Annotated in this window: 20 protein-coding genes and 1 tRNA gene; 14 read left to right on the plus strand and 7 right to left on the minus strand. The window is 62.3% G+C overall.

What is annotated here, in order from left to right; all coding sequences use genetic code 11:
- Positions 1-270 precede the first annotated feature (270 nt).
- Positions 271-1908, plus strand: a complete 1638-nt coding sequence (locus J4721_RS04525; protein WP_211002175.1) for a BCCT family transporter — start codon at positions 271-273, stop codon at positions 1906-1908.
- A gap of 95 nt (positions 1909-2003) precedes the next feature.
- Here J4721_RS04525 and J4721_RS04530 read toward each other — a convergent pair whose 3' ends face one another.
- Entirely contained in the window at positions 2004-2384 is a 381-nt protein-coding gene (locus J4721_RS04530; RefSeq protein ID WP_014874505.1) for a VOC family protein, read from the minus strand.
- 163 nt (positions 2385-2547) lie between these two features.
- Between J4721_RS04530 and J4721_RS04535 the strand changes: the two genes are divergently transcribed.
- The 13 genes from J4721_RS04535 (at position 2548) to J4721_RS04595 (ending at position 17811) form a co-directional block, all read left to right on the plus strand.
- Positions 2548-3777 (plus strand): aminotransferase class V-fold PLP-dependent enzyme, encoded by a 1230-nt coding sequence (locus J4721_RS04535; RefSeq protein ID WP_211002176.1) that lies wholly within the window; start codon positions 2548-2550, stop codon positions 3775-3777.
- Positions 3778-3801: 24 nt separating this feature from the next.
- Entirely contained in the window at positions 3802-5241 is a 1440-nt protein-coding gene (locus J4721_RS04540) for a deoxyribodipyrimidine photo-lyase (protein WP_211002177.1), read from the plus strand.
- 68 nt (positions 5242-5309) lie between these two features.
- Entirely contained in the window at positions 5310-6515 is a 1206-nt protein-coding gene (locus tag J4721_RS04545; protein WP_014874508.1) for a cyclopropane-fatty-acyl-phospholipid synthase family protein, read from the plus strand.
- A gap of 15 nt (positions 6516-6530) precedes the next feature.
- Entirely contained in the window at positions 6531-6971 is a 441-nt protein-coding gene (locus J4721_RS04550; RefSeq protein WP_014874509.1) for a TrgA family protein, read from the plus strand.
- A 29-nt stretch (positions 6972-7000) separates the two neighbouring features.
- Complete coding sequence (locus J4721_RS04555; RefSeq protein ID WP_211002178.1) at positions 7001-8125, plus strand: NUDIX domain-containing protein; 1125 nt, start codon at positions 7001-7003, stop codon at positions 8123-8125.
- Between the two features lie 95 nt (positions 8126-8220).
- Complete coding sequence (locus J4721_RS04560; RefSeq protein WP_014874511.1) at positions 8221-9255, plus strand: cysteine synthase A; 1035 nt, start codon at positions 8221-8223, stop codon at positions 9253-9255.
- Positions 9252-11741 carry a DUF3772 domain-containing protein gene (locus J4721_RS04565; protein WP_211002179.1) on the plus strand — a complete coding sequence of 830 codons (2490 nt, stop codon included), beginning with the start codon at positions 9252-9254 and terminating at the stop codon, positions 11739-11741. The genes J4721_RS04560 and J4721_RS04565 overlap by 4 nt, the downstream gene beginning before the upstream one ends.
- Positions 11738-12469: an alanyl-tRNA editing protein gene (locus tag J4721_RS04570; RefSeq protein WP_211002180.1), complete on the plus strand. Its 732-nt coding sequence runs from the start codon at positions 11738-11740 to the stop codon at positions 12467-12469. The genes J4721_RS04565 and J4721_RS04570 overlap by 4 nt, the downstream gene beginning before the upstream one ends.
- Before the next feature lie 92 nt (positions 12470-12561).
- Positions 12562-12651: transfer RNA gene (locus J4721_RS04575), tRNA-Ser, on the plus strand.
- A 196-nt stretch (positions 12652-12847) separates the two neighbouring features.
- Positions 12848-13909 carry a LacI family DNA-binding transcriptional regulator gene (locus J4721_RS04580; RefSeq protein WP_211002181.1) on the plus strand — a complete coding sequence of 354 codons (1062 nt, stop codon included), beginning with the start codon at positions 12848-12850 and terminating at the stop codon, positions 13907-13909.
- On the plus strand, positions 13909-15216 hold the full coding sequence (gene xylA, locus J4721_RS04585) for a xylose isomerase (protein ID WP_211002293.1): 1308 nt from the start codon (positions 13909-13911) through the stop codon (positions 15214-15216). Before J4721_RS04580 ends, xylA begins: the two co-directional genes overlap by 1 nt.
- 39 nt (positions 15217-15255) lie before the next feature.
- Positions 15256-16692: a xylulokinase gene (xylB, locus tag J4721_RS04590; RefSeq protein ID WP_211002182.1), complete on the plus strand. Its 1437-nt coding sequence runs from the start codon at positions 15256-15258 to the stop codon at positions 16690-16692.
- Between the two features lie 531 nt (positions 16693-17223).
- Entirely contained in the window at positions 17224-17811 is a 588-nt protein-coding gene (locus tag J4721_RS04595; RefSeq protein WP_231739778.1) for a Hint domain-containing protein, read from the plus strand.
- An 11-nt stretch (positions 17812-17822) separates the two neighbouring features.
- Here the strand turns inward: J4721_RS04595 and J4721_RS04600 are convergent, their stop codons facing one another.
- The 6 genes from J4721_RS04600 to J4721_RS04625 all read right to left on the minus strand — a co-directional run bounded on the left by J4721_RS04600 (position 17823) and on the right by J4721_RS04625 (position 25622).
- Positions 17823-18449: an NTP transferase domain-containing protein gene (locus tag J4721_RS04600; protein WP_211002183.1), complete on the minus strand. Its 627-nt coding sequence runs from the start codon at positions 18447-18449 to the stop codon at positions 17823-17825.
- Positions 18450-18695: 246 nt separating this feature from the next.
- Entirely contained in the window at positions 18696-21113 is a 2418-nt protein-coding gene (locus tag J4721_RS04605) for an FAD-dependent oxidoreductase (RefSeq protein WP_211002184.1), read from the minus strand.
- A 185-nt stretch (positions 21114-21298) separates the two neighbouring features.
- Positions 21299-22609: an HlyC/CorC family transporter gene (locus J4721_RS04610; RefSeq protein WP_014874520.1), complete on the minus strand. Its 1311-nt coding sequence runs from the start codon at positions 22607-22609 to the stop codon at positions 21299-21301.
- Between the two features lie 110 nt (positions 22610-22719).
- A complete protein-coding gene (locus J4721_RS04615; protein ID WP_211002185.1) occupies positions 22720-23733 on the minus strand; it encodes a site-specific tyrosine recombinase XerD in 1014 nt (337 codons plus the stop codon).
- A gap of 28 nt (positions 23734-23761) precedes the next feature.
- Positions 23762-25483 (minus strand): hypothetical protein, encoded by a 1722-nt coding sequence (locus tag J4721_RS04620; RefSeq protein ID WP_211002186.1) that lies wholly within the window; start codon positions 25481-25483, stop codon positions 23762-23764.
- Positions 25473-25622, minus strand: a complete 150-nt coding sequence (locus J4721_RS04625; RefSeq protein ID WP_211003470.1) for a hypothetical protein — start codon at positions 25620-25622, stop codon at positions 25473-25475. Before J4721_RS04625 ends, J4721_RS04620 begins: the two co-directional genes overlap by 11 nt.
- Positions 25623-25640: the final 18 nt, after the last annotated feature.

The following is a 25640-nucleotide window of genomic DNA, read 5'->3' on the forward strand; positions in this document are numbered from 1 at the left end:
TTTCTAGGCGCGACAATTTCGCGATTTTCTGTTAAACTCCGCGTAGATCCATCGCTGCGTAGCTGCTGCTGCGCCGTGGACTCAGCGTTGAGTGGTGCCGCGATCAATGCGGCGCAGGATACCACGCAAGAGAGCCCAGGGCAGGATCACGGCAGGGGCTGATCGCAGCACGCAGGCCGTTTGTTGCTATTTTTTGCAATCGGCGGGAACCTGCGCAGCTGTGGGATGGTTGGGTCTGTGGACGTTCATAAAACCAAAGCAGGGACGCGCATGACAGACGAAACGGCCAATCAGGGCATACCCGCCCCCGACGGTGAGGCCGCCGTCATCGACACCGAATATGAAATTGGACAGGACAATTTAGAGGGATCGGTGGGGCCGATCGGATTTGACATCCACAACCCCGTTTTCATGGTCTCCGGCATCAGCATCATGCTGTTTGTCTTCTACGCGCTGGTCCTTCCTGAACAGGCTTCCGCCTTCTTTGGCTGGCTGCGCCCGGCGGTGACCAGCTCCTTTGATTGGTTTTTCCTCAGCGCGGGCAATATCTTCGTGCTGTTTTGTTTTTTCCTCATCGTCTCGCCCTGGGGCAAGGTACGTCTGGGCGGGGCGGATGCGGCACCCGATTACACCTATACTGGCTGGTTCGCGATGCTGTTCGCCGCAGGCATGGGCATCGGCCTGATGTTCTATGGCGTCAGTGAGCCGATGAGTCATTATTCCACCTCCTTTGGCGGGGTGAGCATGGGTGAAAACGGTGCCCGCACTGACTGGGCCCCACTTGGCGGTGCCGCCGGGGATAGTGCGGAATCCGTGCGTCTCGGCATGGCAGCAACGATCTATCACTGGGGCCTGCACCCTTGGGCAATCTACGCCATCGTTGCACTGTCGCTGGCGCTGTTTTCCTACAATAAGGGGCTTCCGCTGACCATCCGCTCTGCCTTTTACCCGATTTTCGGCGAACGGGTCTGGGGCTGGACAGGCCATGTGATCGATATCCTCGCGGTCTTTGCCACACTCTTTGGTCTCGCCACCTCCCTTGGTTTCGGCGCGACGCAGGCCAATGCGGGGCTGAACGAACTCTTCGGCGTTCCGATTGGCTCCACCACCGAAGTGATCCTGATTTCCGCGATTACGGCGGTGGCGCTGATCTCGGTGGTGCGTGGCCTGGATGGCGGCGTGAAGGTGCTGAGTGAGCTGAATATGGGGCTGGCCTTCTTGTTGCTGATCTTCGTGCTTCTGGTTGGGCCAACCCTGCTGATCATCACCGGCTTCTTCGACAGTCTGATGGCCTATGTGCAGTATCTCCCGGCACTCTCGATGCCGTTCGGACGCGAGGATGCCAACTACAGCCAGGGCTGGACCGCCTTCTACTGGGCATGGTGGATCAGCTGGTCGCCTTTTGTCGGCATGTTCATCGCCCGCGTCAGCCGGGGCCGCACTGTGCGTGAGTTCATCATCTGCGTGCTGCTGATCCCCAGCCTTGTCTGTGTTCTGTGGATGAGCGTCTTTGGTGGCACCGCGATTCATCAGGTGGTGGCGGATGGCTATACCGGTGCGCAGGATGCCGCACTTGAGCTGAAACTGTTCAAGATGCTGGACCAGCTGCCGCTTGCGTCCATCACTTCCTTTGTCGGTATCCTGCTGGTGATTGTGTTCTTCGTCACGTCTTCGGATTCCGGCTCGCTGGTGATCGACACGATCACCGCGGGGGGCAAGGTTGACGCCCCGATGCCGCAGCGGGTGTTCTGGTGCGTGTTCGAAGGCGCTGTGGCCATCGTCCTGCTGCTTGGTGGGGGATTGGTTGCACTGCAGGCTATGGTGATCTCCACCGGCTTGCCCTTCACGGTGGTGCTGTTGCTGATGTGCTGGGCGATCCTGCGCGGATTGCAAAGCGAGCCGCGCTGACAGGCCTGACCCCTTAGGTGCAAACATCTGACAGAAAAAACGCCCCGGAGATCATCCGGGGCGTTTTGCAGGTCTGGGTTGCGGTCCTTACGCACTCAGCCCGTGGCCTCATAAAAGCCGACGGAATTGCCGTCTGGATCCTTGGCGTAGAAAAAATGCCCGCCCGGCAGCGAGACCGCTTCCGACACCACCTGCCCACCGGCATCTGTTACCCGCGTCATGACCTCTGCCAGCGCGCCTTCGGCGGCCAGATGCAGGGTCGGGCCGACACCATCCGGGGCCGGTGTGCCGGGATAGATGCTCAGCGCAACGCCGTTTGCCGGGTCTTTCGGGCGAAACAGCAGCATCGGGTTTGGTCCATCGGTAACCAACTCCAGCTCAGCACCTGTCACATGCTGATAAAACCGGGTCGCGGCGTCCATATCGGTCACGGGGATTTCGCCCCAGACCAGAAAATCCTTCGGAGTATATGCCATCATCTGCGTCCTTTCCTGCTGATGTGGCTCCTTGCTACCCGTCGCTGTTGTCAGAAATTGACATTAGCACAGCGACGGCAGTTGCGGGCAGGCACAGGCATCGGCGCTTGACCTCCTGCACCATCATCGGCACTCCTTTCGAAGACAGACATAAGGAGAGACCATGGCCCTCGATATCGATTTCGTCCGCAGCCAGTTTCCGGCATTTGCAGCAGCGAATTTGCAAGGTCAGGCGTTTTTCGAAAATGCTGGCGGCTCCTATACCTGCCAGCCGGTGATCAACCGGCTGACGCGGTTCTACACCGAACGCAAGGTGCAGCCCTATGCGCCTTATGAGGCCTCGACACTCGCAGGCGCCGAAATGGACGAGGCGCGACACCGCCTGGCCAAGATCATGGGCGTTGATACCGACGAGCTGAGCTTTGGTCCCTCCACCACCCAGAACACCTATGTTCTGGCGCAGGCCTTTCGTCAGTTCCTGTCCCCGGGAGAGGCCATCATCGTCACCAATCAGGATCACGAGGCCAACAGCGGTCCGTGGCGGCGTCTCGCCGATGCGGGGATTGAGGTCCGCGAGTGGCAGATCGACCCGCAGACCGGCCATCTGGATCCGGCGGATCTGGAAAAGCTGCTGGATGAAAACGTCCGTCTGGTCTGTTTTCCCCATTGTTCCAACGTCGTCGGGGAGCTGAACCCGGTCACCGAAATCACCGCACTGGCCCATGCGGCGGGCGCTTTTGTCTGCGTGGATGGCGTCTCCTACGCACCGCACGGCCTGCCCAATGTTGGCGAGCTGGGGCCGGACATCTATCTGTTCTCCGCCTACAAGACCTACGGGCCGCATCAGGGGCTGATGGTGATCCGCCGTGCCTTGGGGGAGCTGCTGCCCAATCAGGGACATTTCTTCAACGGTGACTCGCTTTACAAACGCTTCACACCGGCGGGGCCGGATCATGCGCAGGTCGCGGCCTGCGCCGGAATGGCCGACTATATTGCGACACTGGCCCATCACCACGGTGGCCCCCTGACCGAAGGAGCGACGCAGGGCGCCTTTGTCCACGATCTGATGCGCGCCCATGAGGTGGAGCTGCTGCAACCGCTGCTGGACATGGTGAAGGACCGCAATGATCTGCGCCTGATCGGCCCCTCGGATGCCTGCAAACGCGCGCCCACCGTGGCGCTGGCGTTGGATCGTCCCGCCGAAGGCGTCGCCGCAGAACTGGCGGAGCACGGCATCATGGCCGGTGGCGGCGATTTCTACGCCCTGCGCGCGCTCAACGCGATGGGCGTGTCGACCAGCGATGGTGTACTGCGGCTCAGTTTTACGCATTACACCTCGAAAAAGGAGATGACACAGCTGATGGAGGCCCTAGATCGCGTCTTGAGCAAGTGACGAGACCCAAAGGACAGGCGCTTCATGACTGACGAGAAACCGAGCAACGCCCCGATCATCTGGTGGGTGCGGCGCGACCTGCGTCTTGCCGATAACCCTGCGCTGGACGCGGCTGTTGCTGCCGGTGTTCCGGTTATCCCTGTCTTTATCTTTGATACGCTGGACGAGGATCTGGGGGTCGCGCCACGGTTCCGGCTGGGGCTGGGGCTGGCGCATCTGGCCAAGGAATTGGAGCGGCGCGGCGCGCGGCTGATCCTGCGTCGGGGGCCCGCGCAGGAGGTGCTGACACAGCTGATCACAGAAATCAGTGCGGGCGCGGTCCACTGGACCCGCGCCTACGACCCGCAGGCCATCGCCCGCGACACCACCATCAAGGAACAGCTGAAGGGACAGGGGATTGCGGCCAAATCCTTTGGCGGCCATCTGCTGTTTGAACCCTGGACGGTCGAGACCAAGACCGGCGGCATGTACCGGGTCTATTCGCCCTACTGGAAATCTGTGCGCGATCGCGATGTCGACGGGCTGATCGCCGCCCCCTCACGGATCCCGGCACCGGCGCAATGGCCGGCATCAGATGATCTCGACAGCTGGCAGCTGGCTGCCGCCATGCGCCGTGGCGCAGATGTGGTGGCGCAATACTGCCGCGTTGGGGAAGATGCCGCGCAGGCGCGGCTGGCAGAGTTTCTTGACACCCGCGTCGCCGACTACAAACAGGATCGCGACTTTCCGGCTGTGGATGCCACCTCGGGCCTGTCTGAAAACCTCGCTTGGGGAGAGATCAGCCCGCGCCGCATGTGGCATCACGGATTGGAGGCGCGCCGAGCCGGTAAATCCGGCGCTGAGCATTTTCTCAAGGAAATCGTCTGGCGCGAATTTGCCTACCACCTGATGTTCCACACACCGCATATCCTGACCCGCAACTGGCGCCCTGAATGGGAGAGCTTCCGCTGGTCCGAGCAGGACGATGACCGGGTAGATGCCTGGCGGCGTGGTCAGACCGGTTACAATTTCGTCGATGCCGCCATGCGCGAACTCTATGTGACCGGCAAGATGCACAACCGCGCCCGGATGATCGTGGCCAGTTTCCTGACCAAACATATGCTCATCCATTGGCGCATCGGCCAGCAGTGGTTTGAGGAGTGTCTGGTGGATTGGGACCCGGCCTCCAACGCCATGGGCTGGCAGTGGGTGGCCGGCTCCGGCCCCGATGCCTCGCCGTTTTTCCGGATTTTCAACCCCGATGGCCAGCTGGAGAAATTCGACCCCAAGGGCCGCTACCAATCCGCCTGGATCGCCGAAGGTCAGGCCAATCCGCCGCAGACTGCGTTGGATTTCTACCGCGCGACACCCCTGTCCTGGGGGCTGTCGCCTCAGGACAGACGCGCCAGCCCCTTCGTTGATCTGAAGGAGGGGCGCGCCCGCGCTCTGGAGGCTTACGGCCAGCGGGAACTGCCCGAGGACTGACAGATCCCTTGCCAGAAGCGCCTGATTTGGCCTAGCCTTTTGGGCGGGCACGTCTTGGGGAGGAGAGAATGGCGCTCACACAGACCAATGGACAGGCCAATCTGCCGCGCTATTTCGCAGCGATCTTTGACCAGTTGCAGGCGCTGGAGGTGGGGCAGCTGGACATCCATCTGCCGGACGGGCGGGTGTTCCGCGTCAGCGGCCAACGGCCCGGTCCGGTGGCCGATCTGCGCATCCACAACCCCGACTGCTTTGCCCGGCTGATCCGCGAGGGGGATCTGGGGTTTTCCGACGCCTATCTTGATGGCTGGTGGAGCACCTCGGATCTGCAGGCCTTCATGGATCTGATACATCTTGGGTCAGAAACGGTCTATGACGGCTTTCCGGGGCGCGGGTTGATCCGGGCCTACGAACAATTCCGATTCTGGCTGCAACGCAATCACCGCGCGCAGGCCAAGGCGAATATCTCCTACCACTATGACCTCGGCAACGCCTTCTACGGGCTGTGGTTGGACGACACGATGACCTATTCCAGTGCTCTCTTCGATACCGGGCAGGAAAGTCTGGAGACCGCGCAGACCGCCAAATATGCCTCCATGGTGGATCAGATGGGCGTGAAACCCGGCGATCATGTGCTGGAGGTCGGCTGCGGCTGGGGCGGCTTTGCCGAATATGCTGCCCGTGAACGCGGCCTGCGGGTGACCGGCCTGACAATCAGCGAAGAACAGTTGAAATACGCCCGTGAGCGCATTGAAAAGGCAGGGCTTTCCGACCGGGTCGAGCTCAGGATGCAGGACTATCGCGACTGCGAAGGCACCTTCGATGGCATTGCCTCCATCGAGATGTTCGAGGCTGTCGGCGAAAAATACTGGCCCGCCTATTTCAATATGGTCCGTGACCGGTTGCGCCCGGGCGGGCAGGCCACCTTGCAAATCATCACCGTCGCTGACCGGCGCTGGACCGTCTACAAACGCGGCGTCGATTTCATTCAGAAACATATTTTTCCGGGCGGCATGCTGCCCGCGCCCAAGATCCTGCGGCAACAGGTTGAACTTGCCGGACTTCAGGTCATGAAATCGCTCGAATTCGGTGATAGCTACGACCAGACGTTGCGGCGCTGGCACGCCACATTCAACAACCGCTGGGATGAGATAGCCGCCATGGGATTTGACGACCGGTTCAGAAAGATGTGGAATTTCTACCTCACCTCCTGCGCTGCCGCCTTCAAGGCAGAGACCTGCGACGTGACCCAGATCACACTTGCCCACCGCTGACCGAAAGCACAGATCATGCCCACTGCCGCCCGATTGATTGCCGCCCTCAGCATGGCTCTTGTTGCGATTGCTGTCTCTTTCCTGATCATGCCGCTGATGCCCGAGGGCACCGCTTTTGGCTATTTCGTGCCATTTAATGCGGCCCTTGGCGTGCTGATTGGCTGGGTCTGGGTTGGCCGCCATGTGGGGCGTGGGGTGGTCAATGCCATTAACAACGGGCTGACCGGTGCTGCGCTGCTGGTGCTTTGGGGGCTGTTCTTTCAGGGCGCGTGGGAGATGTTCCGCCTCGCCATGCGCAACCGCTACGACGGCCCGTTTGAGGCACTTTCGGCGATTTTTGTTATCGGATTGGATTTCTTTTTTGTGATGGCGGTGCCACATGTGTTGCTGGCGCTGGTGATCGGCGGCATCTTCTGCGGTCTGGTGACCGAGAACGCCGCAAGACGCTGGCGCTGAAACAACATATTTCCAATAGGATACAGACTGTGGTTGATCTTTTTGTCTATGGCACCCTGCGCCATCTGCCGCTGCTTGAACTGGTGCTGGGGCGGTCCGGTGCCGCGCTGGATGCCGCACCGGCGCATCTGCCGGATCACGGTGCCTTCGCGGTGGTGGATCAGCCTTTTCCCGCGATCGAGGCCCGCGCCGGTCATCGCGCACCGGGGCTTTTGCTGCGCGGGTTGACCCAGAACGATATCGACGCGCTGAACTTCTACGAAGGCGGGTTCGACTATACGCTGCGCCGTGTCACGGTGGAGCTGGACGCAGGCGGCAGCGCCCCGGCGGATGTCTATTTCCCGGACCCCGGCCTCTGGCAGACAGGCGATCCTTGGGATCTGGCCGCTTGGCAGGCTGACTGGGGCGCCCTGTCCTTACGCGCTGCAGAGGAGGTCATGGCCTACCGTGGTCGGCTTACCCCGGCTGAGGTCGCGGCCCGCTTCCGCCCCATCCGTGTTCGCGCCGCCGCGTGGTTGGCAGCGCAGGACCGGCCGGAGGATCCAGATCACGATCTGACCCGCGATGTCGTCGTGCATGAGCATAAGCGCGCTTATGTGAATTTCTTCGCCATGGAAGAGATGGACCTGCAATTCCGCCGCTACGACGGCAGCCTCAGCCCGGTGGTGAACCGGGGCGCCGCGCTGGTGGGGCAGGCGGCTGTGGTGCTGCCTTATGATCCCCGCCGCGATGCGGTGCTGCTGATCGAACAGTTCCGCGCGGCCACCTATATCGCCGGCAACCGCCGCCCGTGGATGTGGGAACCGGTGGCAGGGCTGATTGATCCCGGCGAAAACCCTGAACAGGCGGCCCACCGCGAGGCGATGGAGGAGGCCGGTCTGACCATCGACCAACTCGAAACCGTGACACGGGTCTATCCGTCCAGCGGCGCGTCGGGCGAGTTTTTGCACATCTTCGTAGGCGTTTGCGACCTTGAGAACATCGCAGGCGGTGGCGGGCTGGAAAGCGAGAACGAGGATATCCGCAGCCAGATCATCCCCTATGACGACCTGATGCGCGGGATTGATGATCACAGCTATCAGGATATGCCACTGGTCACCGCATCACTCTGGCTGTCACGTCATCGTGACCGGCTGCGGCACCGCGAACGCTGACAAGGTGCGGGCAACCTAGCATGTGATCTGCATCTCGGCTTGTGGTTGTCCAATGCCTTGGCTACACCTCAACGGGAATGATCGAAAGGGATACCATGCGCATTGCACATGACTTGGCCGACGCGATCGGCCACACGCCTCTGATCCGCCTGAACCGCGTCAGCGATGAAACCGGATGTGAGATTCTGGGGAAGGCCGAGTTCATGAACCCCGGCCAGTCGGTCAAGGACCGCGCGGCACTTTATATCATCAAGGATGCGATTGCGCGCGGGGATCTGAAACCGGGCGGCACCATCGTTGAGGGCACCGCCGGGAACACCGGTATCGGCCTGGCGCTGGTTGGCGCGTCAATGGGGTTCAAGACGGTGATCGTCATCCCCGAAACCCAGTCCGAAGAAAAAAAGGACATGTTGCGGCTGGCCGGTGCCCAACTGGTGCAGGTGCCCGCAGCGCCCTATCGCAACCCCAACAACTTTGTCCGCTATTCGGAGCGTCTGGCCAAGGAGCTGGCCAAGACCGAACCCAATGGCGCAATCTGGGCCAATCAGTTCGACAATGTCGCCAACCGTCAGGCTCATGTTGAAACAACCGCACCGGAGATCTGGGAACAGACCGGGGGCAAGGTTGATGGCTTTGTCTGCGCCGTTGGCTCCGGCGGCACGCTGGCCGGTGTCGCGGATGCGCTCCAGCCCAAGGGGGTGAAGATTGGTCTGGCCGATCCGATGGGGGCCGCGCTTTATTCCTATTACACCACTGGTGAAATCGCGACCGAAGGCGGCTCCATTGCGGAAGGCATCGGTCAGGTCCGCATCACCAAGAACCTCGAAGGCTTCAAACCCGATTTCTGCTACCAGATTGAGGACCGCGACGCGCTGCCCTATGTCTTTGACCTGCTGCACGAAGAGGGCTTGGTTCTGGGGGGCTCTTCGGCGATCAATATTGCTGGTGCGGTGCGCATGGCCAAGGATATGGGGCCGGGCAAAACCATCGTCACCGTGCTCTGTGACTATGGCACGCGCTACCAGTCAAAACTGTTCAACCCGGATTTCCTGCGCGAAAAGGATCTGCCGGTGCCGGATTGGATGACCCACACCCCGGCCTCTATCCCCGGCGTGTTTGAGGACGTATGATCGCCCTCATGCGTGGTTTTGTGAAATGTCTGGCCGGGCTGGTTCTTTTGATCAGCCTGGCCTTTCCCGCTCTGGCCCAGCTCGATGCGCGCGCCAAATCCTACTACGAGGACTGGCTGCGCACCGCCAATCGGGCCGAGAATGTCATCGACGCCAGCCGCGCGTCCAATCTCGCGCTGGAACAGCTGCGCAGTGAGCTGGCTGATTTCCGGCAGAACTTTCAGGTCAAGCGTGGCGAAAATGGCGAACGTATTCAAACCCTTCAGGGTCAGCTTGACGCGCTAGGCACCGCCCCCGGTGAGGGCGAGGAAGAGCCCGAAGATATCGCCCAGCTGCGCGCTGCACTGACCCAGCAGCTCAATCAACTCAAGGTTCCGCGTATCGTCGCGGAGGAAGCCTATAGCCGTGCCGATGGTCTCATCAACGAGGTCGACAAGATCGTCCGCGAGCGCCTGACCAAACGCCTGTTCGAACGTGGCACCTCGCCGCTCAATCCCGAACACTGGCCCGGTGCGCTGCGGGATCTGGTCCACGCCAGTCGCGCGGTGGGCAATGAAACCCTGTCGCAGCTGCGCAACGACACCACCAGCGAACGCATCAGCGGTGATCTGGTCGGGCTGATTGCCGTCTTGCTCATTGGTTTGCTGCTGATCACGCGCGGTCGGTCATGGGCCCATCGGGCCGGCGATTATCTGCGCCGCTACGGCGCGCGCGGGACCGGGGTCTGGACCTTTGTGGTCTCGCTTCTGCAGGTGCTGCTGCCGCTCATTGGTGTGATCTTTCTGGCAGCGGCAGTTGATCTTTCGGGCATCCTTGGCGTGCGCGGCAGTATCATTCTGGATTCCGTCCCCGCCTGGGCCTTCATCATTCTTTCCTTTCACTGGCTGGGTGAGCAGCTCTATGCCAACCAGATCGAAAACGATCTGCTGCCGGTGCAGGAGGGCAACCAGGCCGAGACCCGTTTTCTGATCGACATGATGGCGGTGATCCTGGTGCTTCAGGACGCCTTCGCCACGATCGAGCGGATCCAGAATATCCCCGAAAGCAGCGCCGCCGTCTACGCCTTCCCGCTGATCACCTGCGCTGCATTGATCCTGCTGCGCTTGCACCGGATCGGTGCCAAGCAGCGTCAGGCACAGAGCGACGAGGACGGCGAGGAAGGCGCGATTGCCGCCGGGGCCAACCGGATTATCGCGGTGGTCCGGCGCAGCATTTATCTGCTTGGTTTCGCCGGTCCGGTTCTGGCGGCCATCGGCTATCTCAATGCGGCTGAATCGGTGATCTACCCGTCGATGCTGACGCTGGCGGTGCTGGCGGGTCTGTTTGTACTGCACCGGTTTCTCGGCGATCTCTACGGCTTTGTCAGCGGCAAGGGCATGGCCGCACGCGACTCGCTCTTTGCCGCCCTGATCGGCTTTGCGCTGGCGCTTCTGGCGCTGCCGCTGCTGGCGCTGATCTGGGGCGCGCGGGTGGCGGACCTGACCGAACTCTGGTCGAACTTTCTCGAAGGCTTCCAGGTCGGGGATACCCGGATTTCGCCCACCGCCTTCATCACCTTTGTGGCGATCTTTGCGGTTGGCTACGGTCTCACCCGGTTGGTGCAGGGCAGCCTGCGCAATGCGCTGCTGCCCAAAACCCGCATTGATGTCGGCGGCCAGAACGCTATCGCCTCCGGGATGGGCTATGTCGGGATATTCCTGGCGGCTCTGGTTGCGGTGTCGATGGCGGGGCTTGATCTGTCCTCTCTTGCCATCGTGGCTGGTGCGCTGTCCGTGGGCATCGGTTTTGGCCTGCAAACCATCGTGTCCAACTTTGTCTCCGGCATTATCCTGCTGGTCGAACGCCCGGTGTCCAAGGGCGACTGGATCGAGGTCGGCGGCCTGATGGGCTATGTGCGCGACATTTCTGTGCGCTCCACCCGGATTGAGACCTTCGACCGCACCGATGTCATCGTGCCGAACTCGGACCTGATCACCGGCACCGTCACCAACTACACCCGCGGCAATACGGTGGGCCGGGTGATTGTGCCCGTCGGCGTCAGCTATGGCACCGACCCGCGCAAGGTAGAGGCCATCCTGATGGAGGTCGCAAAGGCGCATCCGATGGTGCTGATGAACCCGCCGCCTTCGGTGGTGTTCCAGGGCTTTGGGGCGGACAGTCTCAACTTTGAGATCCGCGCCATCCTGCGGGATGTGAACTGGGTTCTGTCGGTGAAATCCGACATGAACTACGATATCGCCCGCCGCTTCGACGAGGCCGGGATCGAGATCCCCTTCGCCCAGCGCGATATCTGGATTCGCAATCCCGATGCGCTCGCTGCGGCCGCAACTGAGGCCGCGCAGGGTATCAAGGCCCCCGAGGCTGCGGTGACAGCCTCAAATCCACCCCCATCCCCGAGCAAGAAACGCCCGGATCGTCCTGATCTTGACGATCTGTCCAGCGCCGACGATGGGGATGGCAGCGAAGACGGAGACGCCGATCGATGACTGAGCAACTGTTCCTGACCGACGCCTATGCACAGCAGGCCCCGGCACAGATCACCGAACACACAAGCGAAGGCGGGCTGGTTCTGAACCAGTCCGTCTTTTACGCAACTGGGGGCGGACAACCGGGTGATACCGGCCGTCTCAGCTGGTCCGATGGGGCAGGGGATCACCATTTGCCCATCACCAACACGGTGAAGGGGGAGGCGGGCCGGATTGTCCTGATCCCTGCCGAGGGTGAGCCTCTGCCAGCTGTCGGCCAAGAGGTCACACAGGCCTTGGATTGGGACCGCCGCTTTGGCCATATGCGTGTCCATACCGCGCTGCATCTTCTGTCGGTGGTCATTCCTCTGCCGGTCTCTGGCGGGTCCATTGGTGCCGAAAAGGGCCGGCTTGATTTCAACATGCCCGAGGCACCCGAGGACAAACAGGCACTGGAGGATGCGCTCAACGCCCTGATCAGCCGCGATCTGGAGGTCAGCGAACGTTGGATCACCGAGGCTGAACTGGATGCAAACCCCGAATTGGTGAAAACCATGTCGGTGGCGCCGCCCCGCGGCAATGGTCGTATCCGTCTGGTGCGGATCGGCAGCGCAGATGAGCGGATTGACCTGCAACCCTGCGGCGGTACCCACGTGCGCAGCACCGCCGAGATTGGCCCTATCCGCCTTGGAAAGGTTGAAAAAAAGGGAAAACAGAACCGCCGGGTCTACCTGCATTTGGGGGGCTGAGCGGGGCGTGGAAATAAGTTTGGGAAAGAGTGAATTTTTTGCTGTTTTCGCTCTTGCAATTGCCCCCGCGATCCGTCAAAAGTCCGCCCAACGGAGAGGTGGCCGAGTGGTCGAAGGCGCACGCCTGGAAAGTGTGTAGGCGGGAGACCGTCTCCAGGGTTCGAATCCCTGTCTCTCCGCCATAACATCTAAACCAAGATGGTTTTATGACAGCCGCCACCGCATGTGGTGGCTTTTTGCGTTTCCGCCCTTGTCTTGTACCTCGCCCTGCAACCTGTCAAATCGTGGTCAATCGATGCTCGACTGATAAAATGATAGACGTCTATCAGAAAATGATATACGTCTATCAAAACCTACGGGAGCAGATGGACCGCACGCATGGGAAAACCCACATTACATGATGTCGCTGCGGCGGCTGGGGTCAGCTACGCCACGGCGGACCGGGTGTTGAACGACCGGGGCGGGGTGGCCAAGAAATCGCAGGACCGCGTGCGCGCGGCGATTGCCGATCTGGGCTATCAACGCGATATCACCGCGGCCAATCTGTCGCGTCGTCGCCGGTATCGCTTTGCGGTGCTGATGCCTGCTGCGCAGGAGGGGTTCTTTGCGACGCTGCACGCAGATCTGGAGCAGGAAGTCGCAACCCGGTCGCAGGCCCGCCAGCAGATCACCCTTACCCAAGTGCCCCCCTTTGATGCTGCCGCGCTGACCTGTGCGCTGGAAGCCTGCGCCGCAGAGGGCTATGACGGTGTCTGCCTCGTCGCGGTGCAGGATCCGAGCGTCGACGCAGCGCTGACCCGGCTGCGGGCGCAGGGCGTTGCCGTGGTGACACTGGTTGCGGACAGTGCCGCGCAGGCCCGCGATACCTATGTTGGTATTGATAACCGCAGCGCCGGGCGCACGGCCGGCGATCTGATGAGGCTGGCCCATCGCGGTGGTGCTGCAGCGCAGGGCCAGATCCTGCCCATCACCGGCAGCCTCAACGCCCGCGACCACGCCGATCGCTATGCAGGCTTTTGTGATGTGGTGTCAGCGGATCTGCGCATCCTGCCGCCGCTGGAAACCGGCGATGATCCGGATATCCTCGAACAGGCATTGTTCCGCGCCCTGCGCGCCAACCCCGACATTTCCGGCATCTACAATCTTGGCGCGGGTATTTCGGGTCTGATTTCAGCGCTTGCGGGGACACAGCAGGACGACAGGCCGGTGGTGATCAGCCACGAACTCTGCGCCGCCACCCGCGATGCAGTGGCGCAGGGGCTCATAGATGCGGTGATCGATCAGAAACCGGCGCAGGAGATCACTGCCGCCCTTGCCGCCCTTGTCGCGCTCAGTGACGGGCAGCCGGTTGATCCATTGGCGGGGCAAATCACCCCGGCGGTTCATTTCAAACACAACATGCCCCCGCAGTTTGCGGTCGGGCCAGAAGAGGGGGCCTGATCATGGCTGGCTATTTCGACGACATCGCAGCAATCACCTACAACCCCGAGAGCGACGGGCTGGCCTATCGCCACTACAACCCGGACGAAATTGTGATGGGCAAACGGATGGAGGACCACCTGCGCTTTGCCGTTTGCTACTGGCATAATTTCGTGTGGGAGGGGAACGATCCCTTTGGCGGCCAGACGTTTCAGCGTCCGTGGTTCCCCGCTGACACCATGGATCTGGCGCGTATGAAGGCGGATGCGGCCTTTGATATGTTCCGCATTCTTGGCGTGCCTTACTACTGTTTCCATGACCATGATATCCGGCCAGAGGGGGACAGCCTTGCCGAAAGCCACAGACGCTTGAACCAGATCGGGGATGTGCTGGAACAGAAAATGGCAGACGGTGGTCCGAAACTTCTGTGGGGGACGGCCAATATGTTCTCCAACCGCCGCTATATGTCCGGTGCCAGCACCAACCCCGATCCGGATGTCTTCGCCTATTGCGCCTCCACCGTGCGGGCCTGCATGGATCTGACCCATCGTCTCAACGGCGAGAATTATGTCCTTTGGGGCGGACGTGAGGGGTATGAAACCCTGCTCAACACCGATCTGTCGCGGGAGCTGGAGCAGATGGGCCGCTTCCTGTCGATGGTGGTCGACTACAAACACAAGATCGGCTTCAAAGGTGCCATCCTGATTGAGCCGAAGCCGCAGGAGCCGACCAAACACCAATATGACTACGACGTGGCCACCGTTTACGGCTTCCTCAAACGCTTTGGTCTTGAGGAGGAGGTGAAGGTCAATATCGAACAGGGCCATGCGATCCTTGCCGGTCACAGCTTCGAACATGAGATCGCCATGGCCAATGCGCTGGGGATCTTTGGCTCCATCGACATGAACCGCAATGACTATCAGTCCGGTTGGGATACCGATCAGTTTCCCAATAATGTGCCGGAGGTGGCGCTGGCCTATTACGAAATCCTGCGCGGTGGTGGGCTGAAGACGGGCGGCACAAATTTCGACGCCAAACTGCGCCGCCAGTCGCTGGACGCCGAGGATCTGATTGCCGCCCATGTGGGCGCAATGGATGTCTGCGCACGGGGGCTGCGCGCCGCAGCCGCCATGTTGGAGAGCGATAGCCTGGAGGCAAAGCGCCGCGACCGTTACGCCGGTTGGACCACGGCCGAGGCGCAGGCCTATCTGGCCGAGGGGGCCACGCTGGAGGCTATCGCCGATCAGGCCGAGGCCAAGGCGCTCAATCCGCAGCCGGTTTCCGGCCGTCAGGAACAGCTGGAGGCGCTGGTCAACCGCTTCGTCTGAGGGGGCAGAACCACGGGGTAATCGGGAGAGGGGACAGACATGTATCTTGGTATTGATCTTGGCACATCGGGGCTGCGCGCGCTGATGACCGATGCAGCCGGCAAGCCTGTCGCCTCGGCAGAGGCGCAGTATGACGCGCAAACCTCCCATCCCGGCTGGTCGGAACAGGATCCCGGCGACTGGATCACCGCTCTGGATCACGCGATAGACCAGCTGCGGGATACCCCCGGCTACGGAGACATTTGTGGCATTGCGGTTGCCGGTCATATGCACGGTGCGGTGTTGCTGGATGGTTCCGATCAGGTGCTGCGGCCCTGCATCTTGTGGAACGACACCCGTTCGGCCGCTGAGGCGGCTGAGCTGGACGCTACAGCGAAGGTCCGAGATCTGAGCGGCAATATCGTCTTTCCGGGTTTCACCGCGCCGAAACTTTTGTGGGTGCAGCGCCACGAGCCGGAGATATTTGCCAATACCGCCAAGGTCCTGCTGCCCGCGGCTTACCTCAACCTGCATCTGACCGGGCGCCATGTGGCCGATATGTCCGATAGCGCGGGAACGTCTTGGCTGGATGTTGGCGCGCGGGACTGGTCAGAACAGCTGCTGCAGGCCGGGAATATGCGCCGCGATCAGATGCCAGATCTGGTAGAGGGCTGCGCGGCTGCCGGTACCCTGCGTCCCGAACTGGCCGTGCGCTGGGGGCTGACCGGGCCAGTCACAATCGCCGGGGGCGCAGGTGATAATGCCGCTGCGGCCTGTGGGACGGGTGTGATGGGGCCGGGGCAGGGGTTTGTCTCGCTTGGCACCTCCGGCGTGGTGCTGACGGCGCGGGACGGGTTTTGCCCCGATCCTGCAACGGCTGTTCATACCTTCTGCCATGCAATTCCGGACCGCTGGTATCAGATGGGCGTCATGCTGTCGGCAACCGACTGCATGAACTGGCTGGGCCGCATCACCGGGCAAAGCCCTGCGGATCTGACGGCAGGCCTTGGCGAGGAGCTGCAACCACCGGGGCCGGTGACATTCATGCCCTATCTGTCCGGTGAGCGGACGCCGCATAATTCTGCCAGCCTGCGCGGCGGGTTTCAGGGACTGTCCATCGCCACCACGGCTGAGGATCTGGCCCGCGCGGTGATGGAAGGGGTTTGCTATGGTCTGCGCGACTGTCTTGAGGCGTTGCGCAAGACCGGTGCGGAAATCGACAGCTGTCTGGTCATTGGCGGGGGCAGTAAGTCTGCCTATTGGGTCAAACTGCTGGCCACCATATTGGATCTACCGCTGCAGCTGCCCAAGGATGGCGAATTTGGCGCGGCACTTGGTGCGGCACGGCTGGCGCGGCTGGCGGTCACCGGGGATGACCCGGCAGAGGTGTTGACCGCACCGGAGAGTGCGATGACCGTCGCGCCTGATCCGCAGCTGCGCGATGGCTATGAGGCAGGCTATGCAGCATTTCGCAGACGCGCGGCAGAATTGACCTAGCGGCAGCTCTGCGCGCTGACCGAAACGTGTAGATGGTCGCGAATCGGAGCTTTGGCGCACTTCACGATAAGTTGCCTTAAATTTTCCATATTGTTGCGCGTCGCGGGACAACCTGTGGTCCATCCTGATGGGCAATGCAAAACCTCTGAGGCGATCTGTTGGAACCGCTGCCGCTCAATTGTTCGTATTGGCGCAACAAACGGCGGGGGTTCACCGGCTCTCTCTGCCCATTTTGGCCGGATCAGGCCAATCACACCATCCCACTTGGAAACAATCGTGCCCTCGCAGGCAGGGGTTCTCAGCACGTCCCGCTCCGGGCAGGTCGGCGACGGGATGCTGATTAAGATTTTGTTCTTTTTTGGGCGCAGGGGTCTGCGTAGGATACCTTCAATGCTGCCACAGAATGAGTGGTGCTCTCTTCTACGCCGTGCCGAGAGGTGCGGCCCGATTTAACGACACCAAAGCAGGCCGATGGCCGGTTGCACGAGGTTTGCGACCGGGGTGGAGCGGCTTTGGAACGGAGACTGCAACGTGCCCTGCTTTACGCCCGGAACAACCATTGCAACCCCCTATGGGGCCTGCGCCGTCGAGGATCTGAGCGTTGGGGATCGGGTGATGACCCGCGACAACGGTCTGCAGCCCATTCGCTGGATCGGGCAGCGGCAGCTGGACCGCAACGCCTTGCAAGGAGCGGCGCATTTGCAGCCGGTGCTGGTTGCGGAGGGGGCGCTTGGCAATGGGATGCCGGAGCGGGATCTTCTGCTCAGCCCCAACCACCGCGTTCTGATCACCAATGACAAGACGGCGTTCTATTTTGAGGACCGCGAGATTCTGGTCGCTGCGAAACATCTGACCGGACTGTCCGGGGTAGATGCGGTGGAGACGTCCTCCATCGACTACATCCATTTTGTCTGTGAGGGCCATGAGGTGGTCTGCGCGGACGGGGCGTGGATCGAGTGCTTTCAGCCTGCCGATCAATCCCAACGCGGATTGGACCGGGCCCAAAGGGAGGAAGTGCTGATGCTGTTTCCCCAATTGCAGGCGCAGCCATCAATGCCCAGCCCAACGCCCCGACCACAGCGTGACCGCAAGGGCGGCGTGCAGTGGTTCATCCACTGAGGTAGATCGTCTTATCCCGTTGGAGGAGATTTGCGGGCCTGACGCCAGGCAGCCCAGGCCTCTGGCGTGTCCAGATCGGTGAGCGCATGTTGGTCGGGCAGGGGGACCGGGCAGATCACCGCGCCCTGATGCTGCGCCTCCCGTAGGATTGCGCGCGCGCCCTGATCGCCGGTCAACTGGCTGAGTGCGGCGAAGTATCGGCGCGGAAACACCACCGGGTGACCAAATGTCCCGTCAACGCTGGTGGCCCGCAGGATCTGATCCGGGGTGGAGTTGCTCTGCGCCACAACTTGCGCGAGGTCGCTGGCTGTCAGCTCCGGCATATCGGCGGGCAGGATCATCACTGCATCATAGGCCCGAGAAAGCGCGCCAATGCCCGCGCGGATGGAGGCGGCCATGCCCTCGTCTGCGTCCGGCACATAGACAGGTCTGGCGCCCTGGCAGTGGTCGCGGATCACTGTGGCGCGGGGGTGGTCGGGTGTTGGCAGGGTGACATAGGTGGTCTCTGCGCTGTGCTTCGCAGCCGCGCAGATCCGCACCAGAAGCGGGGTGCCGTCAACCGGCTCCAACAGCTTATCGCGCCCCCGCATCCGTGAGGCGCGCCCCGCAGCGAGGATAAGCGTGGCGATGGCGGTCATATCTGTCGCCTCCCCGGCGTTTGCTTGGGCTGTTGGATGCCTCCGGCGGGGATATTTTGAGCCAGAAGAGGGGGCGGGTCCAGCAAAAGCGGCGGTGAAAGGTCAGAGATGCTGACGGGATGTTTCGCGTGCGAAACATTGGGACCGGAGGCGGCCCTATCCGTTGCGCTATATCCGGGACACAGCGCGTGCAGGCTCAGCAACAGGGGGGAGGGCGGGTCAGAAGTGCTGACCCGCCTTGCCGGATCAGCCGCGCATGCGGGCGCCGTCGGCGTCAAACAGCGGTGTGGTGATCAGCCGTGCGGCACGCATTTTGCCGAGGATTTCGATCTCCACCTCCAGCCCGTCCTGCGCCAGATCGCGGGGGATGAGCCCGAGGGCGATGGATTTCTGCGCGTGGTGGGAATAGCCACCCGACGTGCAGAAGCCCACCACCGCACCCGCGTGCCAGATGGGTTCGTAGGCGGTCACATCAGCATCCTCCGCTGCCACCTCAAAGGCGCAGAGCTGGCGGGCGGCCCCTGTTGTGCGTTCCGCCTCGGCGGCGGCGCGACCGATGAAATCGATGTCTTTCTTGAAGGAGATGAAGCGATCCAGGCCGGTTTCCGCAGCGGTGTAATCTGGCGAGAACTCACTGAGCCAGGAGCCAAAGAATTTATCCAGACGCAGCGACATCATCGCCCGCATGCCAAAAGGCTTCATTCCATGCGTTTGGCCGGCCGACCAAAGGTTGTCCCACAGGGACCGCTGGCTGGGCAGGTCGCAGTAGATCTCATAGCCCAGATCACCGGTATAGCTGACGCGCTGCACGATGCAGTCGGACATACCTACGGTCATGCGGCGCACATCCATAAAGCGCATGTCGGAGATATCCTGACGGGTGCAGGCTTGCAGAACCTCCTTCGCGCGGGGGCCTGCGATCTGGAACCCGTTGCGGGTGTCGGAGATGTTCTCAACGCTGAGCCCCTCGTCGTTATTCTGCAGAAACCAGCGCATGTGGTAGGCCTGTGAGCCGTAGGAGGCGGTGAGCTGGAACTCTTCCTCGGACAGGCAGGAAATGGTGAAATCGCCGATCAGCCGGCCCTTGGGGGATAGCATTGGGGTTAGCGACAGGCGACCAGCCTGCGGCACCCGACCGGCCATGATGCGATCAAGCCAGGCGCGCGCACCCGCACCTTTGATCAGGTATTTGCCGAAATTGTGGACTTCGTTGATGCCGACCGCGTCGCGCACGGCTTTGACCTCGCGCGCGGTGGCCTCGAACGCGTTGGAGCGGCGGAAAGACGGGGTCTCATAGCGTGGCTCGCCTTCGGAAGCGAAGTAGTTCGGGACCTCAAGCCCGTATTGTGCGCCCCAGACCGCGCCCATACCATCAAAGATGTCATACATTGGCGTGGTGCGGAACGGGCGGGCGGCGGGCAGTTCTTCGTTCGGGTAGGCGATAGAGAAACGTTTCTGGTAGTTTTCAATGACTTTGGGCCGGGTGTAACCCGGTGTGATCCAATCACCAAAGCGGGCGGTGTCCATGGCAAAAGTGTCGCGTTCGCATTCGCCCTCCACCATCCATTGCGCCAGCATCAATCCGACGCCGCCGCCCTGAGAGAACCCGGCCATGACGGCGCAGGCGGACCAGTAGTTGCGCATGCCGGGCACCGGGCCGACCAGCGGATTGCCGTCGGGGGCAAAGGTGAAGGGGCCGTGGATCACCGATTTGACGCCAGCGCGTTCCAGCGCCGGGAAACGGTTGTAGGCAAAGGCGATGCTGTCCTCAATCTTGTCGAAGTCATCGGGCAGCAGCTCATGGCCAAAATTCCATGGGGTGCCATCGACGGCCCAGGGTTTGCAGGGCTGTTCGTAAAAGCCAATGCAGAGGCCGCGGCCCTCTTGGCGCAGGTAGCTTTCGCCGGCGGGATCCATCACATGCGGGTGCTCGCCGCCTGCGTCGATGATACCGGCAATCTCCGGCACCTCATCGGTGACGATATATTGGTGCTCCATCGGGTGCAGCGGGAAGTAGATGCCCGCCATGGCGCCCACCTCGCGTGCCCAGAGACCGCCGGCGTTGACGATGTGTTCTGCGTGGATTGTGCCCTTGTCGGTGACCACATCCCAGGTGCCATCGGGGCGCTGGTTGGTCTCCACCACCTTGCAGTGGGTTTCAATCGTGGCGCCGCCCATGCGCGCAGCCTTGGCATAGGCGTGGGTGGTGCCGGAGGGGTCGAGGTGGCCGTCGAGCGGATCATAGAGGCCGCCAACAATGCCGTCGATATTGGTGACGGGGGCGATTTTGCGGATTTCTTCGGGGGAGACGATTTCGGTTTCCAGCCCCATGAACCGGTGTTTGGCGCGCTCTGCCTTCAGCATGTCGAAGCGTTCCTGGGTTTCGGCCAGGGTGACGCCGCCCACATGGTGGAGGCCACAGGACATGCCGGTGATCTCTTCCAGCTCTTTGTAGAGCTTGATCGTATAGCCCTGCAGCGCGGCCATATTGGTGTCGCCATTGAGGGTATGGAAGCCGCCCGCGGCGTGCCAGGTGGAGCCGGAGGTCAATTCGGAGCGTTCCAGCAGCATCACATCGGACCAGCCCAGCTTGGTCAGGTGATAGAGCACCGAGCAGCCCACAACGCCGCCACCGATCACTGCTACCCGTGTTGTCGTCTTCATCTTGCATCCCTCACTGGCAATTTGGCTTCATTCTGGACAGATGTGTTCAGTAGTCCAGTGAAATTGCGACATGCACGGTCGGGAATGGGCGCTCAGGCGGTGAATTCGCGTTGCGGGAGGCAAAAACAACAAGGCCGCCGCCCAGCGGGGCCGCGGCCTTTGATCTGTCCGGCGCTGAGGCAGGGTTAGTGCAGTGGGCGGATTTTCAACTCGGTCACGCGGTTGCCCTCGCGGGCGGTGACCTCAAACCGGAAATTATGGAAGGAGAACACCTGTCCGACGATGGGGATGGTCTGGGCCTCATGGATGACCAGACCGGCAATCGTGTTGGCCTCATCATCGGGCAGTGACCAGTCGGTGGCGCGGTTGAGGTCGCGGATGGTGGTGGCGCCATCGACGAGGTAGTTGCCATCGCTGGTCTTCTTCACCACGGTTTCCTCATCCGGGTCGAATTCATCGGTGATCTCACCGACGATTTCCTCAAGGATGTCTTCCAGTGTGATCAATCCCTGCAGGGTGCCGTATTCATCAACGACCAGCGCAAAATGAGTGCGGGCGCGCAGGAATTGGCGCATCTGATCATCAAGCGTGGTGGTTTCCGGCACGAAATACGGTGGCTTGGTCACGCTGGTGATGTTGAAGTTGCGCAGCAAGGAGGCATCGCCATCGGGGCCGCCGATCTGGGCATACATTTCGCGCAGGAGATCCTTGGCATGGAGCACGCCAATGATGTTCTCCGGTTCATCCTTGAACACCGGCAGGCGGGTGTGGGGCGAGGTCAGGCATTGTTCGAGGATCCTCTGCGGGTCCAGATTGGCATCGACCATTTCGATATTTGACCGGTGGAGCATGATCTCCTCAACAAAGCGGTCGGAGAGATCAAGCGCGCCGAGGATGCGGTCCCGGTCTTCTTTCTGAACCACGCCTTCGGAGTGGCCCAGATGCAGGGCGCCGGCGATCTCCTCGCGCACGGCCATGATGTGGCTGTCGGGGTCGATCCGCACACCGAAGATCCGCAGCACGCCGCGCACCAGCAGACGGACGGCGCCCACCACCGGGGCCAGCACCGTGACCAATACGCCAATCGGAGGCGCAACTGCGGCGGCGGCTTTTTCGGCGTTGGAGATGGCGTAGGTTTTGGGCAGTACCTCGGCAAAGATTAGGACCAGAAGGGTCATGACCAGCGTCGCCAGCGCCACACCGCTTTCGCCGAGGGCGCGGGTGAACAGCGCGGTCGCGAGCGAGGTGGCAAGGATATTCACCAGGTTGTTGCCCAGGAGGATTGAGCCGATCAGCCGTTCGCTGTCTTCGGTGATGGCAAGGGCGCGTTTGGCGCCGTTGGAGCCCTTGTCGGCCTGGGTGCGCAGTTTGCCGCGCGAGGCGGCGGTCAGGGCGGTTTCAGAGCCGGAGAAGCAACCGGAGAGCACCAGCAGGAAGACAATCGCGCCGGCGGTGGTCCAGAAGGTGGAATCGACAAAGGTCGTGGTGCTGTCCATCAGAGTCCCGAAAGAAATGTTGAGATCCCCATGGTTATGGGGTGCCTGTCGCGCTGTCGCAAGAGGGAGGTGCGGAGCTGTCGCACCTTGGGGCGATTATCTGGGGCCAATTATTCTGTCGGCCCGTCGTCGTCCTGCTGCAGGGGCTGGTCTGATCCGGTGTCCCTGCGGGCCAGCGGGTGGTGTTCAAGCACAAGTTCACTCAGCCGGGCGTCCAGCACATGGGTGTAAATCTCGGTTGTGGCAATATCGGCATGGCCCAGCAGCGCCTGAATGGCGCGCAGATCGGCCCCGTTGGTCAGAAGATGCGTGGCAAAGGCGTGGCGCAGAGTATGGGGGGACACGGCCTCGGGCGGGAGGCCGCCGGCGACGGCGAACTCCTTGATCAGCAGATAAAACCGATGTCGGGTCAGGTGGCCGGATTTGCCGCGCGAGGGAAACAGGAAGCGGGAGGGCGCGGCCCCTTTGGCCACGGCGGCCTCCTCAGCGGCATCGCGCGTGGTGAGCCAGGCCGCCAGCGCGTCGCGGGCAGGGGGCGACAGGGGCACCATCCGTTCCTTGCCCCCCTTGCCCAGCACCAGCAACATGCGCGGATCGCCCCGTGCGGCAGCGACAGGCAGGCCGACCAGCTCACTCACTCGCATGCCGGTGGCATAGAGCAGCTCCATCATGCAGGTGTTGCGCAGCCGGTCCGAAAGGTTGCGGCCGGATTGTCGCGCGGCGTCCAGAAGGCGATCCACCTCGATCACCTCCAGCGTCTTGGGCAGGGCCTTCTGGCGTCCCGGTCCTTTGATCTGGATGGCGGGATTGTCACTGCGCCAGCCTTCGTCAAAGGCGAAACGGTAGATCTGTTTGATCGCGGAGAGACGCCGGGCGCGGGTGGCGCGGGCCAGCCCTTCGGCATCGCAGGCGATCAGATAGGCTTCGATATCATCGCGGGTCGCACTGCCAAAGGCGCGGTTTTTATGTCCAAGCCAACTGGCCACATCTTTCAGGTCGCGACCATAGGCGAGCAGCGTATTGCGCGCGGCACCCAGATCGGCAGCCTGCGCATCCAGAAAGGTGGCGATCCACTGCAGATCGTCCTTCGGGGCGTTGGGTGATTGGGCGGCGGGTGGGGTCATGGGTGAGCGCGTTTCATGCCGGGGACCATCAACGGTGGTCCAACAGCAACAGCTGAAGGGCGGCGCGGCGGGCGGTGTCTTCCAGCCCGACAGCGCGGAAGGTGGCCAGCGCATCTGTCAGATCGCCAAGATTGCCGTCCGCGCCCTGCGCAAAGAGCTGCATCGCACGCAGGATCGACTCGCCCAGCTGGCCGTTGTCGAGCAGACGTTGCAGTTTGCGCGGTGCGGCACTGTCGGCAGCAAAGGCGGCGGCGATGGCCTGTTCGACACCGTTTCGGGCCAGCTCCTGCGTGGGCACCCCCTGTGCCACGGCAGCTACAAAGGCGCTGCGTCCCTGCGAGGGGGGCGGGCTGTGAGAGGCGGTTTCATAAGTTGGGGCGAGCAGGCGGATGCGCCAGGCCAGATTGGCGGCCTGACCGTCCAGCGGGATGCGCGCCAATTGATCGGCAAAGAGATCGGCAAAGGCGGTTTCGATCTGCGCCGTCTGCATGGCACGCCAGACCTTGGGCAGGGTTTTGCTGACCGCCTCGGCGCTGCCTGTTTCCAGCGCGGTTTCAAAGCGTTGCAACGCCGCGACCCGGTCCCAGATGCCGCCGGAGGCCGCGGGGCTGCGTTCGGTGTAGAGCCCCAGCAGGTGATTGGGGTTCAGCGCACCGATCCGGGTCAGCCGCTCCGCCGCTTCGAGTTGGGCCTTCCAGCCGGCAATGTCGCGCAGATCCGCCGCTGCAAAGGCGCGCGGCAGGTTGCTGGTCGGGCGGCGCTCTCCGATGGTTTCATAGAGGCGGAACGTCAGGGGATCTGGGGATTTTGGCGCGCGCAGCGGTGGTGCGTCCTCAAACACATCGGGGTTCAGGAACCGGTCGAGGAGGTCGAGCTGGCGACTGTCCACCAGTTCCAGCGCATGGGCGGCCTCCAGCAGCAGCGCGGCGGTGGGCCAATCACCAAGCCGGGCGGCACAGAAGATCCGGGAGGCATAGTCCGGCGCCAGATGCGGTCGATCCTGCAGTGCGCTGCAGGCCTGCTGTTCATCGCCGGTTAGCAGGGTGGCGTCAAACCAGCGCTTGAAACGTGCCTTGCTGCGGGTGGGGCCGGCCTGCTCGGCCAGCGCCTGTGCGGGGTCTGGTGCGCCCAGATCCATCAGCCGGTCCAGCCGTGCCAGCAACAGCCGCTCGCCGCCCTCGACCGGGGGACGGGTCTCTGACAGCAGCAAGGTGAACATCAGCGACTGCATCGCAGGGGATTTGCGCACAGGGACCGAGGCCAGCAGCGTGGCGAGCGCCTCGGCGTTGCTGCCGCGCCAGAGATCGACGGGCAGGCCGGTGGAGGCTGGTTTGACCAGACCAATCGGCGCCACAAGGCTGGCCAGCGGGGTGACGGTCACCTCCGGGCGTCGGGCGGAGCCTGCGACGGGCGGTTCCAGAAGGACGGTGCCCGGCAGCCCTGCATCGGGCGCAGGCGTGGCCAGCCAGTCGATGGCGGCGAGCGGGTCGCCGGGTTTGGCAGCGCCGCTGCGGGGTGTTTCGCGGGGGGTCGCTGGGCTGGGCGGTCCGGATTGCGCCACGGGTGAGGCCGCAGGAGCGGCGGGCGTCTGGGCGGTGGCCGCAGCTGCAAAGCCGGATGTCGCGACACCAAGGCCCAGCACCACAATCTGTTTCAGCAGGCGATTTGGCCGGAAGGCTGCACCGGCAGAGGGGCTGCGCATCAGCGGAGCCGCCCCAGCCGACTCACCACGCCGCTGTCTAGTCGGCATTCAGAACCACCGGTTTGCGGACCTCCGCAGTGGGAGCGTCGAAATCGGCCCCGAACCACGGTCCCACATAGGCATAGATCACCAAACCGATCGTTGCCAGAACAACTAAATAAAGGAAGTATTTGATCAATCGCCCCATGGGTGTCCCGCTCACTGC

Source organism: Phaeobacter sp. HS011 (assembly GCF_018101215.1).
Lineage (GTDB): Bacteria > Pseudomonadota > Alphaproteobacteria > Rhodobacterales > Rhodobacteraceae > Phaeobacter > Phaeobacter inhibens.

What these genes read in the sequence shown, in the direction of transcription:
- J4721_RS04525 (WP_211002175.1), top strand. Translation starts at nt 271, where the DNA reads ATGACAGACGAAACGGCCAATCAGGGCATACCCGCCCCCGACGGTGAG.
- J4721_RS04530 (WP_014874505.1), bottom strand. Translation starts at nt 2,384, where the DNA reads ATGGCATATACTCCGAAGGATTTTCTGGTCTGGGGCGAAATCCCCGTG.
- J4721_RS04535 (WP_211002176.1), top strand. Translation starts at nt 2,548, where the DNA reads ATGGCCCTCGATATCGATTTCGTCCGCAGCCAGTTTCCGGCATTTGCA.
- J4721_RS04540 (WP_211002177.1), top strand. Translation starts at nt 3,802, where the DNA reads ATGACTGACGAGAAACCGAGCAACGCCCCGATCATCTGGTGGGTGCGG.
- J4721_RS04545 (WP_014874508.1), top strand. Translation starts at nt 5,310, where the DNA reads ATGGCGCTCACACAGACCAATGGACAGGCCAATCTGCCGCGCTATTTC.
- J4721_RS04550 (WP_014874509.1), top strand. Translation starts at nt 6,531, where the DNA reads ATGCCCACTGCCGCCCGATTGATTGCCGCCCTCAGCATGGCTCTTGTT.
- J4721_RS04560 (WP_014874511.1), top strand. Translation starts at nt 8,221, where the DNA reads ATGCGCATTGCACATGACTTGGCCGACGCGATCGGCCACACGCCTCTG.
- J4721_RS04565 (WP_211002179.1), top strand. Translation starts at nt 9,252, where the DNA reads ATGATCGCCCTCATGCGTGGTTTTGTGAAATGTCTGGCCGGGCTGGTT.
- J4721_RS04570 (WP_211002180.1), top strand. Translation starts at nt 11,738, where the DNA reads ATGACTGAGCAACTGTTCCTGACCGACGCCTATGCACAGCAGGCCCCG.
- J4721_RS04580 (WP_211002181.1), top strand. Translation starts at nt 12,848, where the DNA reads ATGGGAAAACCCACATTACATGATGTCGCTGCGGCGGCTGGGGTCAGC.
- xylB (WP_211002182.1), top strand. Translation starts at nt 15,256, where the DNA reads ATGTATCTTGGTATTGATCTTGGCACATCGGGGCTGCGCGCGCTGATG.
- J4721_RS04600 (WP_211002183.1), bottom strand. Translation starts at nt 18,449, where the DNA reads ATGACCGCCATCGCCACGCTTATCCTCGCTGCGGGGCGCGCCTCACGG.
- J4721_RS04605 (WP_211002184.1), bottom strand. Translation starts at nt 21,113, where the DNA reads ATGAAGACGACAACACGGGTAGCAGTGATCGGTGGCGGCGTTGTGGGC.
- J4721_RS04610 (WP_014874520.1), bottom strand. Translation starts at nt 22,609, where the DNA reads ATGGACAGCACCACGACCTTTGTCGATTCCACCTTCTGGACCACCGCC.
- J4721_RS04615 (WP_211002185.1), bottom strand. Translation starts at nt 23,733, where the DNA reads ATGACCCCACCCGCCGCCCAATCACCCAACGCCCCGAAGGACGATCTG.
- J4721_RS04620 (WP_211002186.1), bottom strand. Translation starts at nt 25,483, where the DNA reads ATGCCGACTAGACAGCGGCGTGGTGAGTCGGCTGGGGCGGCTCCGCTG.
- J4721_RS04625 (WP_211003470.1), bottom strand. Translation starts at nt 25,622, where the DNA reads ATGGGGCGATTGATCAAATACTTCCTTTATTTAGTTGTTCTGGCAACG.